We start from the raw sequence: 15,673 nt of genomic DNA on the forward strand, positions 1-15,673 counted from the left end.
TTAGGCCGCGTCGGTCCGAACCTCTGGTGCGTCAGTGTCCCTCAGCCAGAGCCGCTAACTTCGGTCAATCTCGGCTACTTCGGGGCATACCGCCGAACATATCGGCTGGCTGCCGCGAAGACGTCTGTACCACTTCCCGCTCTGAAACAAGAGAGCAGCCAGCCACCGACGGGAAGCGATCGTCCAGAAGCCGGGAAGAGATCTTGCAGTCGCTTCATCGAAGCAGGTCAGCCCAACTCGTGAACGTCCCACAACAAGGGCCGTTCCCAAGACCAGGTGGAACGGACAGACGGAATCCCGTCCGATCGATGATCGGGCGGGATCTTCGTGTTTTCCGGGCGCAGAGCAGACTGGGCAGTGACGAGACTGCTACATCCCACGCGTTGTGGCGGCCGTGTCGATCTCGTTCTACTGGGGAGAACCAACTTGTTCGTTGGCCTTGCGCGGGATCGATGCCGCAGGCCAACCCAGAAACGGGGGACACGAGTGATACGAGCGCGAAGGACGAGGAGTCTGCTCGCGGCGAGTCTGCTGGTCGCGGGGACGACTGTCGTGTTGGGCGGCACCGCGGGGGCCCAGACGGCCGAGGTCGAGGCGGCGGAGTGCGATACGACGATCATTGGTCAGGACGTGGACGGCCGTGTCCACAAGGCGTCCGGCACCAACGGCGTCATCGACGAGAGCTATCGGACCGCTGAGCCGGTCCCGTGGTCGCTGCGGGCGCTCTACTCGATCGGTGGTTCCGGTGGCGGGGGTTCGTGGGGCACCTCGTTCCTGGCTCCGGCGACCGACGGTGACCTGCGGGTGGTCAACCTCCGCGGCACCGAGGGCGACCCGACGATGACCGCGGGGTCTCACCACACCGTGGAGACCGGGTGGAATCCGCATGTGATGCCGGCAGGCAGTGGATTCAAGATGTACACGATCGAGCAGGACGGCGACATCCTGATGCGCGCGGTCGGGCCCGGCTCCGACGGTATGACGGAACTCGGCGACTACGAGACCCTGCCGGTGACGGCGGTGGACACGAAGGCCGCCGGGGTCTTCTGGATCCGTCTGGCGGACGGCACGGAACGCGACGTCATCTACGCGACCAACGGTGAGACCGGCGCGCTGCTTCAGATCATCGTCGACCCGGAAGACCCTGCTTCGGCGGAGAGTTACACGCTGGCCGAAACCGGGTTCGAGGCGTTCACCCACCTCAAGGCGGGCTTCTGCGGTGGGGAGTCCCTCTCGGTGGTCGCTGTGGACAGCGAGGCCGGCAATGCGCGCTGGTTTGAGCACGCCGACCCGTTGTCGCACAGCGGCGCCACTCTGAGCACAGGCCGGCCTGTCGGCACGGACGGTCAGTGGGAAGGCTGGACAGGCATCGGCTGAGTCATGAGCCAGACGTCACGGGTGTTGGGCCCTTGATGGTTCCGCCGGGCGGCGTGCCGTCGCCCGGCGGGACATGGTCGGCCGCGATCGCGCCGGCGGCGATCACGGCGTCTATCGCGGACCGTGGATGCGCGGGAAACCGTTGTTGGGCACGCCGTGATCCTTTCCGTTGGGTCGGTGACAGGAAGAGAGCATGGGAACTCCCTGGCGAGGGCGTCGCGGCTCAGGGCGTTGCAGGAATCCGACCGCACGAACGATGGCCCTGTCGCGGCGTCCATCGGCTCACCCTGGGCAGCCACGACCGATCGATGCGGCTCGCCGGGGGCCGGTGGTCCACACGAGCCGGTCCGGGCCGCACGGCCCGGCGCACGGACCCCACCGTGGCGAATGGCGGCTCCGCAACCTGGAGGACAGCCGATCTCGTGGCGCGCGAGCCGCGGGTGGCCTGCCCACGCTCTTCGGTCGCGTGTGGGAGACCTGGCAGGAGCTGTCTTCGATGGTTGCCCCGCAGCACGGTGATCCTGTGCTGACGCTCCCCGCGGGCCGCGTCGTGTTTCCCTCGCTCATCGTGTGACGCAGCCCGGCGTCGGGGGCGGGAAGACGGGGCGGCTGGGGGTTGTCGGTGGCTGGCAGGATGCGGGGGACGGGGATCGGGTCGGCGGTTCGGGCAGGTGGCAGGGTGACGGGCGTGGTGGATCAGGGGACGGAACGGCGGAGTGGGGGGCCGGGGATCGGGCCGCGGGTGGGGGCTGGGCTCGTTTTTGGGTCGTCGGCCGCCGTGTTGGTGGTCGAGTTGGTCGCGTTGCGGTTGTTGGCGCCGCATGTGGGGCTGACCATGGAGATGAACACCATGGTCATCGGTATTGCCCTGGCGGCGATCGCCCTGGGGTCGTGGGCCGGTGGGCGGGCCGCCGATGTGGTGGCGCCGCGGCGGGTGTTGGGGCCGTTGCTCGGGGCCTCTGGGGTGGCCGTCGCGGTGACGCCGGCGCTGGTGCGGTTGGCCGGGAACGCGGATGGGGCGCTGGCGCTCTTGGTGGGTGGGGCCTGTCTGTTCCTGCCCGCCGCGCTGCTCACGGCGGTGACGCCCATGGTGACGAAGCTGCTGCTGACCGATCTGGAGGTCACCGGCACCGTGGTGGGCCGGCTGTCGGGGGTCGGTACGGCCGGGGGCATCGCCGGGACCGTGCTGACCGGGTTCGTGCTGATCTCCGTCGTTCCGGTCAGCGTCATCCTGCTCGTTCTCGGCGTGGTGCTGGTGGTCGCCGGGGTGCTCGTCGATGTCTCCGTGCGGGACTGGCGGCGCGGGCGGCGGGTGCTGGTGACCGGTGCGGCCGTCGGCGGCACCATGGCGGCTGGCGTCACCGGGAGCGTGGCCGTTCCGAGCGGCTGTGACGCGGAGACCCGGTACCACTGTGCGGTGGTCGTGCCGGATCCCGCGCGGGAGAGCGGGCGGACGCTGGTGCTCGACGGGCTGCGGCACTCGTACGTCGATCTCGATGACCCCACGCATCTGGAGTTCCCCTACACGCGGGCGATCGCCTCGCTCATCGACACCGCGTACCCGCAGGGCGAGCCGCTGGACGCCTACCACCTGGGGGCCGGCGGGCTCTCCGTGCCGGTCTATCTGGAGGAGGTACGGCCCGGTTCGGACAGCGTGGTCTCCGAGATCGACCCGGGTGTGGTCGAGGTGGACCGCCGCTGGCTGGGTGTCGAGACGGGGGAGCGGCTGGACGTGCGGGTGGAGGACGGGCGGCTGGGGCTGCGGCGGATCGAGGACGGGTCGCGGGATCTGGTGGTCGGCGACGCGTTCGGGGGTGTCAGCGTGCCGTGGCATCTGACCACCCGGGAGGCGGTCGCGGACATCGAGCGGGTGCTGCGGCCCGGCGGTGTCTACACCGTCAACATGATCGATTACGGGGAGACGGCGTTCGTCCGTGCGGCGGTCAGGACGTTGCTGGCGGAGTTCGAGCACGTGGCGGTGGCGGCGGGACCGGGCGCGTTCGACGGGGCCGGTGGCGGCAACTTCGTGTCGGCGGCCTCCGGCAGCGCCCTGGACACGGCGGCGTGGGGCGAGCGGATCGCCGAGCGTGGCAGTGGCTGGCGGGTCGTGGAGGGCGATGAGCTGCGCGCGTGGGTCGGTGACGCCCAGGTGCTGACCGACGACTTCGCGCCCGTGGACCAGCTGCTCACCCCGCACCCGCCCTCACGGCGGTGACTGGGTGAGCACGAACCAGGCGCCGTACAGTCCGGAGCCCAGCGCGGCGGCCGACAGGGTGGCCGCGGTGGCGGGGCGGGGGAGCCGGGCCAGCCAGGTCGCCAGCGGCAGGAGCAGCGGGAAGGCCGGCATCAGCAGCCGGGGGCGGGAGGAGAAGTAGCCCTCGCTGACCAGGGCGCTCGCCGCGATCGCCAGCGTGAACACGAGCAGCGGCAGCGGCTGGCCCTGGCGGACGCACTGGATCAGCAGCACGAGCCCGCAGGCCAGGACGGCGAGCACCAGCAGCCCGTGGGCGGGGTCGGCGCGCAGCCGTTCGGTGAGGAAGCCCAGGAATCCGGCGCCGCCGTCGAAGCCGTTGCCCCAGTCCTTCTGGACGTCGAAGTAGCCGGTCGGGCTGCCCATGCGGGCGCCCACGAACGCCACGTAGCCCAGCCAGCCGAGCGGGGCCAGGGCCATGGCGGCCAGCACCCGTGGGCGTGGCCGGCGGGCTCGCCACAGTTCCAGCGCCCCGCCGGTCAGGACGGCGGCGACCACCGCCAGGCCCGAGGGGCGGGTGAGCCCGGCGGCCACGGCGAGGGCGCCGGCCGTGTACCAGCGGCCGGTGAGCACCGCGTACAGCGTCCAGGCGGCCAGCGCGGTGAACAGCGTCTCGGTGTAGGCCATCGACTGCACGAACGCGGGCGGCAGGGCGGCCCACAGGACGACCAGCACGAGACCCACGGCGCGCCGCCCGGTCACCTGGACGGCGACGGCGTGGATGCCCCAGGCGGCGGCGAGCCCCGCCGTCCAGCCGATGATCAGTCCGGCGTCGTGCGGGGGGACGGGCAGCACCGTGGTGAGGGCGCGTTCGAGGGCGGGGAAGAGGGGGAAGAACGCCAGGTCGTGTTCGGCCCGGCCGCCGATGTACTCGGTGTGCCCGTAGCCGTCCTCGGCGATCCTGGCGTACCACAGGGAGTCCCAGCGCTGGGCGAGGACGGTGTGCACGCTCTCGCCCTCGGCGGCCGTCCAGATCGCCAGGACCAGCAGCCCGACCGTGCGCACGGCGGCGTAGGCGAGCAGGGTCGGCCCGACCGCACGCAGCGCGCCGCGCGCCCCGGTGGGCGCCGGGCGCACGGCCGGTGCGGCGGTGCGTTCGGTGGTCATCAGCCGGCGGGGCCGGTGCGGCGCAGCAGCAGCCGCCAGGGCAGCAGGGCCGCCTCCAGCTGGACGGCCGCCGACATCTTGGAGGCTCCGTGGCGGCGTTCCTCGAAGCGGATGGGGATCTCCAGGGCGCGGCAGCCGGCCCGCAGGGCGGCGTGCTTCAGCTCGATCTGGAAGCTGTAGCCGGCGCTGCGGGCGTGGTCCAGGCGCAGCGAGGTCAGCGCGGTGGCGCGCCACAGCACGAAGCCGGCGGTGAGGTCGCGCAGCCCGGTACGCAGTACGGCCCCGGCGTACCGGTTGGCCCAGCGGGAGAGCAGCCTGCGGTGGACGGGCCAGGCGCCGGTGAGCTGCCCGCCGGGTACGTAGCGGCTGCCGATGACGAGGTCGGCGCCGGTGGCCTGGGCGCTGCCGAGCAGCTGGGGGATGTGGTGCGGCGGGTGGCTGCCGTCGGCGTCCATCTGGAGCACGTAGTGGGTGCCACGGGCGACGGCGGCGGCCATCCCGGCGGCGTACGCCCGGCCCAGCCCGTCCTTGGCCGCGCGGTGCAGCACCTGGATCCGGCCGGGGTGGCGCCGGCTCAGCTCGTCGGCGATCCGGCCGGTGCCGTCGGGGCTGGCGTCGTCGACGATGAGCAGCCGGAGCCCGGGCAGGGCCAGGCCGAGGAGCTCCGCGGCGATGCCGGGGAGCCCTTCGGCCTCGTTGTAGGTGGGCATCACGACGGTGAGGGAGGCATCCCGGCCGTCCGCTGCTGCCATGCGCTCACTCCCTGGATCTCCGAGAGCCGACACCGGTCATGGTCTCGCTCGGAGGAGGGGATGGCTGCTCTTGTGCGGCAATCGGGTGATGTGCCCGGGTGGGGCCTACCGGGCGGCGAAGAAGGCCCGGATGTCCTCGGCCAGGACGTCGGGGGTCTCCTGGGAGAGGAAGTGCCCGCCGCGGTCGAGTTCGCGCCAGTGGACCACGTGGTGGTCGCGCTCGGCCCAGCGGCGGATCGTCACATCGTGGGCCGAGACCAGGACGCCTGTGGGAACGGTGCCGCGTGCCGGGGCCTCGGCGGACCAGTCGGCGGCGGAGATCTCCTCGTAGTAGATCTGGGCGGCCGAGCCCGCCGTGCCGGTCAGCCAGTACAGGGAGACGTCGGTGAGGATCCGGTCGCGGTCCACCGGCAGGTGGGACAGTTCGTCGAACTTCTCGGTGATCCAGGCGAGCTGGCCCACCGGCGAGTCGTGCAGCGCGTACGCCACGGTCTGCGGGCGCTTGGAGTTGCACTGGAGGTAGCCGTCGTTGAAGTTCTGCATGTGTTCCCAGCGGCGCTGTTCGATCTCGGTGAGGCCCTCGAACTCGCCCTCCTCGCCTGCCGGGAAGGTCAGCAGCGCGTTGAGGTGGATGCCGATGACCCGGGCGGGAGCCTGTCGGCCGATGGCGGGGGCCACCCAGGCGCCGGTGTCGTACCCGTGGACGCCGAACCGCTCGTACCCCAGGCGGGACATGAGTTCCAGCAGGACGGCCGCCATCCGGGCCGCGTTCATGCCGGGTCCGGCCAGCGGGGTGGAGAAGCCGAAGCCGGGCAGCGAAGGGATGACCAGGTGGAAGCCGGAGAGCGGGCCGATGACGTCCAGGAAGTCCGTGACGTTGCCCGGCCAGCCGTGCAGCAGCAGCAGCGGGGTGGCGCCGGGGTCGGCCGAGGGGAGGTGCAGGAAGTGCAGCCGCTGTCCGTCGACGGTGGTGCGGAACTGCGGGTGCGCGTTCAGCTCCGCCTCCCGGGCGCGCCAGTCGAAGCCGGTGCGCCAGTGCTCGGCCAGCTCCTTCAGACGGTCCAGGGGGACGCCGCGTTCGCTGCCGACGCCGGGCAGTTCGTCCGGCCAGCGGGTGTGCGCCAGCCGGGCGGACAGATCGTCCAGCTGGGCCTGCGGAATGTCGATACGGAAGGGGTCGATCGAGGTCATGAACAGAACGCTAGGGGTACTTCGGGACACTTTCTGACCGTAAGTCCCCCGAAGAAAGCGCTTCCTACCTGTTGACCCCGTGGAGTGCGCTCGCTTTGACTGTGCCCGGCCAAAGCATGTGAGGGAGTGGTGGAGATGAGATCCCTGTCAGGGCGGATCAGAGCGGGAGCCGGAGGTCTGGCGATCGCGTTGCTGGCCGCCGGCGCGGGCACGGCGGTGGCCGCACCCGCCCCGGAGGCGAACAACGCACAGGTGTGGGAGGCCGTCACCTTCGGCCAGTCCACCGACCTCAACTTCGCGACCAACGTGCTGCCGGAGAAGATCGGCACCAACTACGCGGAACCCGAGCACCCCGGCACCATCGACGGGAAGATCGTCATGGAGAGCCGCGGCGGCAAACTCGCCCCCGGTCACGACGGGCTGACCTTCTACCAGACCGGCCTCGACCCCCGGACCGACAACTTCGTGCTCACCGCCGACATGACGGTGGAGCAGTTCGGGCCCGAGACCGGCGCGGCGCCCAACTCGCAGGACAGCGCGGGCATCATGGTCCGCGACGTCAACGGCGCACCCCGCCAGGACCCGATGGTCGCCGGCTTCGAGGAAGTGCCCGCCGCCTCCAACATCTTCGGCGCCGGGATGCTGCGCCAGGGCATCAGCGGCCTGGTCCGCACCGGGGTCACCGAGCCCTGGGGGAACCCGGGCAGCGCCCTGAAGGCCACCCCCTTCACCACCGACTCCCGGTACACACTGCCGGTCGGCACCCCGGTCAGTCTGCGTCTGGAGCGCACCGACACCGAGTTCGTGATGTCGGCGACCTTCACCCACGCCGGGGAGCCCGCCACCTTCGAGCAGCGGGTGACCGGCGCCGACTGGGTCCAGGACATCGACCCCGACCGCATGTACGTCGGCTTCTACGCCGCCCGCAACGCCAAGGTGACCTTCGAGAACGCCCACCTCGAACTGAGCGGGGCACAGACCCAGCCGCGCCCGCCCACCGAGCCGGTGCCCGTCCAGCCCGCGCTCACCCTGCACTCGGCGCCCGAGACCAGCACCGCCCAGTACACGCTGCGGGCCCGTACGAACACGGCCGGCACGGTCACCGTCACCGACGAGCGGGGCAAGCGGGTGGCCCACAAGCGGCTGGCCGCCGGGGAGTTCTTCTCCCACCCGGTCCGGCTGAAGGACGAGAGCACCGGCTACACCTTCACCTTGGTGACCGGTGAGGGCCAGACCGTCACCCGCACGCTCACCGTCACCCGCACCGCGTACGGGGAGCGCGGCGACGGCGCCGTCATCCACGCCTCGCCCACCGGTACGGCCACCGCGGCCGGTACCGCCGCCCGCCCGGTGGACCTGGAGACCGCCCTGCGCCATGTGGCCCCCGGCGGGCAGGTGCTGCTGCACGGCGGAACGTACGAGCCGGCCGGCACGCTGAACCTGTCCGCCTCCTACAGCGGGCTGCCCAACAAGCCGAAGACGCTCAAGCCGTACCGCGACCAGCAGGTGATCATCGACGGACGCGGCGCACTCCCCGTCGTGCTGCGGCTGGACGCCGACAACTGGCGGGTCGAGGGCTTCCGCATCACCCGGGCGGCCAGCAACGCGCTGCGGATGAGCGGCAGTCACAACGTCATCAGCGCGATGACGTTCAACTACAACGGGGACACCGGCTTCCAGATCACCGGCAGCGGTGAGGACCCGGCGTACTGGCCCCGGCACAACCTGATCACCGGCTGCGAGTCGCACGACAACCGCGACGCGAGCGACATCAACGCCGACGGGTTCGCGGCCAAGCTCGGCGTGGGCGAGGGCAACGTCTTCCGCGGGAACATCGCGCACCACAACATCGACGACGGCTGGGACCTGTACAACCGCACCAACGAGGGCGCCAACCTGCCCATCACCCTGGAGAACAACGTCTCCTACGCCAACGGCCGGCTCTCCAACGGCTACAACGAGGACAGCAACACCGGCAACGGCTTCAAGCTCGGTGGCGAGGGCCTGCCCGTGGACCACGTGGTGCGCGGCAACATCGCCTACGACAACAACATGGACGGCTTCTCGGACAACTTCAACCCCGGGCGGCTGACCCTGACGAACAACACCGCCTTCGACAACAAGCGGTTCAACTACCTGATCCGGTTCAGCCCCTACTTCTCCCCGGAGGAGCAGGGCGTCTACCGCGACAACCTCTCCTTCCGGACTCCGGGCGGCCGGGGCGGCGACGAGCCGGAGACGGACTTCATCGCCGGGGACGTCGATCGCACCAACGTGCTCTTCGACGGGGAGCGGGCCACGAACGCGGACGGTACGACGGTCGCGACGGCCGCCGACTTCCGCTCGCTCGAACTGCCCGAGCGGTACGCGCGCGGCCGGGACGGCACCCCTGAACACGGCGACTTCCTGCGCCCGGCGCAGCGTTCCCCGCTGAACAAGGCCGGTACGCACCGTTCGGTGATCGGCGCGCTGGACGGCTCGCGGCGCTGAGCGCGGCCACGGCGTCTCCCGGGGTCCCTTTGACCCCGGGGGACGCTGTAGGCAACGCTGATCACTGTGGCAACTTCCTTAACGTTAACTCCCGTTGGTGAACAGTGGCCCGAGCGCACGCCGGGGCCGGAACACATCTACCCTCTCCACGGTCCCGACTTCGCACGCGACCCCTTCTCGTACTACGACAACCTGCGCCGGCACGTCGGCGCGGTGGTGCCGGTATCGCTGGAGGAGACCCACCGCATCCGCGGTTATCTCGTCATCGATCACTCGGCCCAACTGGAGATCCTCCGGGACCAGCAGCAGATCTGGACCCGTGACCCGCGCTGGTACCGCGATCTCGCCGAAGGCGTCCTGCCCGCCGACCACCCGCTGATCGCCCAGATCACCTACCGCCGCAGCCGGCTGTGCTCCGAGGGCGCCGAGCACGCCACGCTGTCGGGCCCGGGGAACAAGGCGCTGGCCCGGATGGACACACTGCGCGTCGGTGACCTCGTCGAGGAACTCGCCGACCAGCTCATCGACTCCTTCTTCCAGGGCGGGGACCCGGAGGCGGAAACCGTCGAGGTCGACATCCTGCGGCAGTTCGCGCTGCCGCTGCCCCTGTTGGTGCTGACGCGGCTCGCCGGGATGGACGAGCGCGAGGCGCTGGCCTCGGGCACCGCCCTCCACGCGATGCTCTCCGGCTCGGCCGGACCCCAGCACACCAGGGAGGAACTGGCCACCCTGATGGCCGGCCTCGTGGAGCACAAGCGCAAGGAGCCGGGCCCCGACCTCGTCTCCTGGATGCTGCACCACAACCAGGACGGCGCGCTGACCCCCGCCGAGCTGAGCGAGGACGTCTGGCTGCAGATCGCCGTCGGGCGCGGCGCGAGCACCGCCTGGATCTGCAACACGCTGCTGGAGCTGATGACGAACGAGCGGCTCAACGAGGATGTCGCGGCGGCCCGCTGTTCGATGGACCAGGCGATGAACCACATCATGTGGACCGACGCGCCGATCCAGAACCTCATCGGCCGCTGGGCCACCCGGCCGACCTGGCTCGGCGGATTCCGGATCAACGCCGGCGACATGGCGATCATCAGCCTGGGGGCCGCCGCCGCCGACCCGGCGATGCGCTCGGTCGGCCTGGAGACCTCACGCACCAACAACGCCCATCTGGGCTGGGGCTCCGGAACCCACGGCTGCCCGGCCCCGGCCCGCGAACTGGGCGCGCTCATCGTGCGCACCGGCCTGGAGCGGCTGTGGGACCGCCTGCCGGACATGGAACTCGCCGTGCCCCGGGAAGCCCTGGAATGGTCGCAGCCGCACGTCGCCAGGACACCTCTGGCGCTGCCGGTGCGGTTCCCCCGGCCCTCCGCCGACCTGCCGAACGGCGCGTCGGAGGAGTGGACACTGACATCGGGTCCTTCGGAGACCGCGCCGGTTGCCCGGCCGGAGCCGCAGCACAGCCCCTTCACCTCCCCTCCGCCCCGGACGGCCTCCGCGACGGGGAAGGACGGGTCCGCCGCCCAGCGGGGCAAGCTGCCCCTGTGGCGCTCCCCGGCGGCGTGGTGGCCCAAGCGGTGACCTTCCGTGCGGAGGACGCCCTCGTCGGGGCGGTCACTCCGCGTCCGGCGTCCGGCGCTCCGGCGGCGTGCTGAGGACCGTGGCAACCCCCAGGGCCGCGAGGTCCTGGGGGCGCAGCCGCAGTGTGTCCGACAGCTGCGGCACCTGCTCGGGCGGCAGTTTGAGGATGGCCGCGGCCAGTTCGGGCGCGATCACCGAGCAGTAGCTGTCCGGGGTGGCCCAGGTGTTACCGGCCGCCGCCAGAGCCATCGCCCCGCCCGAACCGCCCTCGCCGATCAGCAGCGAGGTGATGGGGACCGGGGCGGTGGCCACCGTCGTGAACGTCTCCGCGATGGCCGGGCCGGCCCCGGCCCGCTCCGCGCGCGCGTCGTTGGCGGCGCCCGGGGTGTCGATGAGGGTGAGCACCGGCAGCCCCAGCCGCCCGGCCAGCCGGATCACCCGGCTCGCGGTGCGGAAACCGGCGGGCGTGGTGGCCGTACCGCGCTGGGCGACGTACACGATGCCGCGCCCCGCGCGCAGGCCGATCCCGCAGCGCAGTCCGGGGTCCTGGCCGCCGGCCCGGTCGCCGCTGAGCGGCAGCGGGCCGGGCCCCGGCTCGAAGTACGCGTCCAGGTAGGCGTCGGCGCGCGGGCGGCGCGGGTCGCGGGCCGCCTCCACCGCCGCCCAGCCGGTCCGGGGCAGCGGGGTGCCGGTCAGCGGGGCGGGTGGCGGCGGGGCGCCCGGGTGTGGGCGGGTCAGTGCCGTGACGTAGCCGGTGAGGGTGGTGCGCAGCCGCTCGGGCGGGACGATGGCGTCGATCTGCCCGGTGGCCAGCTGGCTCTCGGCGGTGTAGGCGGCCGGGTCGGCGTCCGGGGGCCGTACCCGGGACCCGGCGAAGCCGACCTGGGCGCCGGGCAGGGCGATCACCACATCCGCGGCGCCGCCCAGCACGGCCCAGCCGCCGCCGGTGGTCGGGTCGCACAGCACGGCCAGCTGCGGCAGCCCCGCGTCGCGCAGTGCCGCCGAATGCCGGGCCACCCGCTGCAACTGGGTCAGTGCCCGCATGCCCTCCTGCATCCGGCTGCCGCCGGTGGCGATCAGCGACACCAGCGGCAGCCGCCGCTCCAGGGCCGTCCGGTACGCCGTCTCCAGGCGGTCGCCGGTGCGTTCGCCCAGCGAGCCGCCGAGATAGCCGAAGACGAAGGAGATCAGCACCACCGGGACGCCGCCGAGTTCGGCCGTGCCGACCAGCACCGACTCGTCCTCGCCGGTGCGTTCGGCGGCGCGGGCCCGGGTCGCGTCGTAGCCGGGCCAGCCGATCGGGCCGTCCGCCGGCTGGGTGCGGGGGGCGACGGTCAGGGGGGTGAAGGTGCCGGGGTCGGTCAGGCGGTGGACGAGGTCACGCATGCGGGGCTCGCTTCATGCTCGTGCCCATGGCGTCGCAGGGCGGGGTGGTCGGACATCGCACCTCGGGGGGAGGCGCGGCGCCGTTCGGTCCGGGTCCTGCCCGGCCGTCGCCGGTGCGGGAAGGGACGCGGCCGTGGCGGGGAGTCCTTTCTGGCGGGCGGGGACGGTCGGGGCGCCGGGCATGATCCGTACCCACCCCACCACGGCGGGCACCACCGCCACCAGCACCCGCTGCGCACGCCGTCGGCCGCCGGAAGCCGCCCCGCGGCGACGGCTCACGGCGACGGCTCACGGCCGGGCGAGGACGGCGCGCAGCCGCCGGGCCAGGGCGGCGTTCTCCTCGGCGGAGGGCTCCAGGACACCGTTCTCGGCCATCAGGGACGCGAACTGCTGCCGGTGGTAAGGGACACCGGGCGGCAACCCGGCGATGTGCCAGTGCAGATGGGCGTTGCCCTGCTGACTGCCCAGGGACAGCAGATAGGTGCGCTCGGGCGCCAGAACCTCCTCCACGGCAAGCGCCGCCCGCCGTACGAGCGTCATCATCCGCAGATAACCGGCCTCGTCCATGTCCCGCACCACGTGTTCGAGGTGGGCCTTGGGGGCGACCAGGAGTTTGCCCGGGAGGGTGGGCCAGCGGTCGAGGAAGACGATGTGGGCGTCGTCCTCGTGGACCCTCACGTGCGCGTAACCAGGCTCCCCGGCGAGGAAGGAGCAGATGAAACAGGGGCCTTTCCTGGCCCGTTCGGCATAGCTGCTCGCGTCCCAGGTCATGGCGGGGGCCTTCCTCGCGGGGAACGGGCGCGGCCGGGGCACCGTGGCCCGGCCGCGCCCGTGGTGTCCCTAGAGAGTAGGGACGTTCCGCAGATCGTCCAGCACGCCGTGGGTGGCGTGGGCGAGTTCGGCGGGGGTGGTGGGGCCGCCGGTGTAGCCGATGACGGGCATCGCGGCGGCGAGGGCCGCGTCCACACCGGCCGGGCTGTCCTCGATCACCAGGCAGTCGGCCGGCGCGGCGCCCATCGTGCGGGCCGCGTGCAGGAACAGGTCGGGGGCGGGCTTGCCGTGCGCCACGTCGTCCGCGCTGAAGATCCGCCCGGCGAAGCGCGGCCACAGCCCGGAGTGGGTGAGCGAGTGCCGGATCCGCCGGTGGTTGCCGCTGGAGGCGACGCAGTACGGCAGGCCGCGCGCGTCCAGGGCGTCCAGCAGTTCCACCACGCCCGGCATGGTGTGCGGCCGGGCGGCGAACGCCTCGCTGACCCGGGCGTGGTACGTCACCAGCCAGTCGGGACCGACGGGGGTGGCGGCGTGGGCGCGGATCTGCTCGTACAGGTACGCCTCGGGCCGGCCCAGGAACCGTTCGCGCACCTCGTCGGGGGTGAGCGGCCAGCCGGCCTCGGTGGCCATCTCCGCGACCACGGCGGGGCCGATGGTCTCGGTGTCGACCAGCACCCCGTCGCAGTCGAAGATCACCAGCCGTACGGTGTCGCCGATCACGCGCGGGCCGCCTCGATGGAGGCGAGCGCGGCGGTGACGACGGCCTGGGGGGTCATGCCCTTGGCCTCCAGCGCGTCGTCGGCCGGGGCGGACAGGCCGAAGTCGTCGATGGTGACGGTGGTGCCGGCCTCGCCGAGCAGGTCGTGCCAGCCGAACGGCGAAGCCGCCTCGACGACGACGCGGGCGCGGACCGCCGGGGGCAGCACCCGGTCGCGGTACTCCCGGTCCTGGGCCAGGAACCACTCCTTGGCGGGCACCGAGACCACCCGGGCCGAGACGCCTTGTGCGGCGAGGGTCTCGCGGGCGGTCAGGGCCGGCGCCACCTCGCTGCCGCTGGCCAGCAGCAGCACGTCGGTGCCGTCCGCGACGACGTACGCGCCGCGCGCCACGCCCTCGCGCACGGCCGGGGCCGGGGTGGGCAGGACCGGCAGGCCCTGGCGGGCGAGCACCAGTCCGACCGGGCCGCGGTGGCCGAGCGCGGCGAGCCAGGCGGCGGCGGTCTCGGTGGCGTCGGCGGGGCGTACCACCGTCAGTCCCGGCATGGCGCGCAGCGCGGCGAGGTGCTCGACGGGCTGGTGGGTGGGGCCGTCCGCGCCGAGGGCGACGGAGTCGTGGGACCAGACGTGGATCACGGGCAGCCGCATCAGGGCGGCGAGCCGCAGCGAGGGGCGCTGGTAGTCGCTGAAGACCAGGAAGGTGCCGGCGAACGGGGCGTCGTAGCCGACGATGGCGATGCCGTTGAGGGCGGCGGCCATGGCGTGTTCGCGCACGCCCCAGTGGATGTTGCGGCCGGAGAGGTCCTCGGGGAGGAAGGAGCCGCCGCCCTTGATGGTGGTGCGGTTGGAGTCGCCGAGGTCGGCGGAGCCGCCCCACAGCGCGGGGTGCGCGGCGGACAGCGCCTGGATGACGGTGCCGGAGGCGTCGCGGGGCGCGATCGGCGTGCCGGGGGTGAACTGCGGGAGCGCCTCGGCGAGATCGGCGGCGGCGGGGGCGGTGATGGCGTGGGCGCGGGCGGCGGCCCGCTCGGGGTGCGCGGTCGCCCAGGTGGTGAGCGCCGTGTCCCAGGCGCGGTGCAGTGCGGCGCCGCGGGTCAGTGCGGTACGGGTGTGGGCGAGGACCTCGGCGGGCACGGTGAACGGCTCGGCGGCGACCCCCAGGCGTTCCTTGGTGGCGGCGACCTCGGCGGCGCCGAGCGGGGCGCCGTGCGCGGCGGGGGTGTTGATCGCGTGCGGGGCGGGCCAGGCGATCTGGGACTTCAGGACGATCAGGGCGGGGCGGCCGCGTTCGGCGCGGGAGGCGGTGAGAGCGGCGTCCAGCGCGTCGGTGTCGATGTCGCCGTCCGTGCCGAGGCCGACCTCGCGAACGGCCCAGCCCTGGGCGGCGAACCGGGCGCCGGTGTCCTCGCGGGTGGCGAGGTCGGTGCCGCCCTCGATCTGGATGCTGTTGTCGTCCCAGATGACGACCAGGTTGTCCAGCTCGTGCCGGCCGGCGAGCGCCCCGGCCTCGTAGGAGATGCCCTCCTGGAGGTCGCCGTCGGAGGCGAGGACCCACACGGTGCGCTCGGGGAGACCGGCCTCGGCGGCGCCCGCCAGGCGCAGCGCGTCGCGCTTGAGGGCCATGGCCATACCGACGGCGGTGGCGACGCCCTGGCCCAGCGGTCCGGTGGTCATCTCCACCCCTGCGGTGTGGCCGAGTTCGGGGTGCCCGGGGGTGAGCGAGTCCAGCTGACGGAACCGCCGCAGGTCCTCCAGCTCCAGGCCGTAGCCGGTCAGGTGGAGCTGGGTGTACTGCAGGATGCTGGCGTGGCCGCAGGACAGGATGAACCGGTCGCGGCCCTCCCAGGCGGGGTCGGCCGGGTCGTGCCGCAGGTGCCGCTGGTAGAGCAGGTGCGCGACCGGGGCCAGGGCCATCGCCGTACCGGGGTGGCCGGAGCCCGCCGCCTCGACGGCGTCCATGGCCAGGGCGCGGGCGACCGCGACCGCCTGGCGGTCGGCGGGGCCGAGTATGGATCCGGTTCCGGTCACGGCAGGGCTCCTCTGTGAGCTACGAGATCATG

General features: G+C 72.6%; 11 protein-coding genes. 4 read left to right on the forward strand and 7 right to left on the reverse strand.

The genetic code is table 11. The features are described 5' to 3' along the window. Positions 1 to 552: 552 nt before the first annotated feature. Together H7827_RS18475 and H7827_RS18480 are read left to right on the forward strand one after the other, a co-directional pair. Positions 553 to 1,377, forward strand: a complete 825-nt coding sequence (locus H7827_RS18475; RefSeq protein ID WP_432746601.1) for a hypothetical protein — start codon at positions 553 to 555, stop codon at positions 1,375 to 1,377. A gap of 634 nt (positions 1,378 to 2,011) precedes the next feature. Beyond that, positions 2,012 to 3,592: a fused MFS/spermidine synthase gene (locus H7827_RS18480; protein ID WP_432746602.1), complete on the forward strand. Its 1,581-nt coding sequence runs from the start codon at positions 2,012 to 2,014 to the stop codon at positions 3,590 to 3,592. Here the strand turns inward: H7827_RS18480 and H7827_RS18485 are convergent. From H7827_RS18485 to H7827_RS18495, 3 genes are all read right to left on the reverse strand, one after another. Beyond that, complete coding sequence (locus tag H7827_RS18485; RefSeq protein ID WP_432746603.1) at positions 3,581 to 4,735, reverse strand: hypothetical protein; 1,155 nt, start codon at positions 4,733 to 4,735, stop codon at positions 3,581 to 3,583. The genes H7827_RS18480 and H7827_RS18485 overlap by 12 nt on opposite strands. Continuing rightward, on the reverse strand, positions 4,735 to 5,487 hold the full coding sequence (locus tag H7827_RS18490; RefSeq protein ID WP_432746604.1) for a polyprenol monophosphomannose synthase: 753 nt from the start codon (positions 5,485 to 5,487) through the stop codon (positions 4,735 to 4,737). Before H7827_RS18490 ends, H7827_RS18485 begins: the two co-directional genes overlap by 1 nt. Positions 5,488 to 5,592: 105 nt before the next feature. Continuing rightward, on the reverse strand, positions 5,593 to 6,678 hold the full coding sequence (locus H7827_RS18495) for an epoxide hydrolase family protein (RefSeq protein ID WP_432746605.1): 1,086 nt from the start codon (positions 6,676 to 6,678) through the stop codon (positions 5,593 to 5,595). 135 nt (positions 6,679 to 6,813) lie between these two features. Between H7827_RS18495 and H7827_RS18500 the strand changes: the two genes are divergently transcribed. Both H7827_RS18500 and H7827_RS18505 read left to right on the forward strand, forming a co-directional pair. Then, positions 6,814 to 9,168 carry a right-handed parallel beta-helix repeat-containing protein gene (locus H7827_RS18500; RefSeq protein WP_432746606.1) on the forward strand — a complete coding sequence of 785 codons (2,355 nt, stop codon included), beginning with the start codon at positions 6,814 to 6,816 and terminating at the stop codon, positions 9,166 to 9,168. A 66-nt stretch (positions 9,169 to 9,234) separates the two neighbouring features. Then, a complete protein-coding gene (locus tag H7827_RS18505; RefSeq protein WP_432746607.1) occupies positions 9,235 to 10,740 on the forward strand; it encodes a cytochrome P450 in 1,506 nt (501 codons plus the stop codon). A 33-nt stretch (positions 10,741 to 10,773) separates the two neighbouring features. Here H7827_RS18505 and H7827_RS18510 read toward each other — a convergent pair whose 3' ends face one another. The 4 genes from H7827_RS18510 to H7827_RS18525 all read right to left on the reverse strand — a co-directional run bounded on the left by H7827_RS18510 (position 10,774) and on the right by H7827_RS18525 (position 15,641). Beyond that, entirely contained in the window at positions 10,774 to 12,126 is a 1,353-nt protein-coding gene (locus tag H7827_RS18510; RefSeq protein WP_386533664.1) for a carboxyl transferase domain-containing protein, read from the reverse strand. 288 nt (positions 12,127 to 12,414) lie between these two features. Then, positions 12,415 to 12,897, reverse strand: coding sequence for an HIT family protein (locus tag H7827_RS18515; RefSeq protein ID WP_386533661.1), 483 nt, complete (start codon positions 12,895 to 12,897; stop codon positions 12,415 to 12,417). A 69-nt stretch (positions 12,898 to 12,966) separates the two neighbouring features. Then, complete coding sequence (locus H7827_RS18520; protein WP_432746608.1) at positions 12,967 to 13,617, reverse strand: HAD family hydrolase; 651 nt, start codon at positions 13,615 to 13,617, stop codon at positions 12,967 to 12,969. Continuing rightward, positions 13,614 to 15,641: a transketolase family protein gene (locus H7827_RS18525; protein ID WP_432746609.1), complete on the reverse strand. Its 2,028-nt coding sequence runs from the start codon at positions 15,639 to 15,641 to the stop codon at positions 13,614 to 13,616. The genes H7827_RS18520 and H7827_RS18525 overlap by 4 nt, the downstream gene beginning before the upstream one ends. Positions 15,642 to 15,673 lie beyond the last annotated feature (32 nt).

Origin of the sequence: Streptomyces sp. JH002, assembly GCF_050916115.1 — a bacterium.
Classification (GTDB): domain Bacteria; phylum Actinomycetota; class Actinomycetes; order Streptomycetales; family Streptomycetaceae; genus Streptomyces; species Streptomyces xiamenensis.

Excerpts from the sequence above, each read along its gene's own strand:
- H7827_RS18480 (WP_432746602.1), top strand. The coding sequence starts at position 2,012 with ATGCGGGGGACGGGGATCGGGTCGGCGGTTCGGGCAGGTGGCAGGGTG.
- H7827_RS18485 (WP_432746603.1), bottom strand. The coding sequence starts at position 4,735 with ATGACCACCGAACGCACCGCCGCACCGGCCGTGCGCCCGGCGCCCACC.
- H7827_RS18490 (WP_432746604.1), bottom strand. The coding sequence starts at position 5,487 with ATGGCAGCAGCGGACGGCCGGGATGCCTCCCTCACCGTCGTGATGCCC.
- H7827_RS18495 (WP_432746605.1), bottom strand. The coding sequence starts at position 6,678 with ATGACCTCGATCGACCCCTTCCGTATCGACATTCCGCAGGCCCAGCTG.
- H7827_RS18500 (WP_432746606.1), top strand. The coding sequence starts at position 6,814 with ATGAGATCCCTGTCAGGGCGGATCAGAGCGGGAGCCGGAGGTCTGGCG.
- H7827_RS18510 (WP_386533664.1), bottom strand. The coding sequence starts at position 12,126 with ATGCGTGACCTCGTCCACCGCCTGACCGACCCCGGCACCTTCACCCCC.
- H7827_RS18515 (WP_386533661.1), bottom strand. The coding sequence starts at position 12,897 with ATGACCTGGGACGCGAGCAGCTATGCCGAACGGGCCAGGAAAGGCCCC.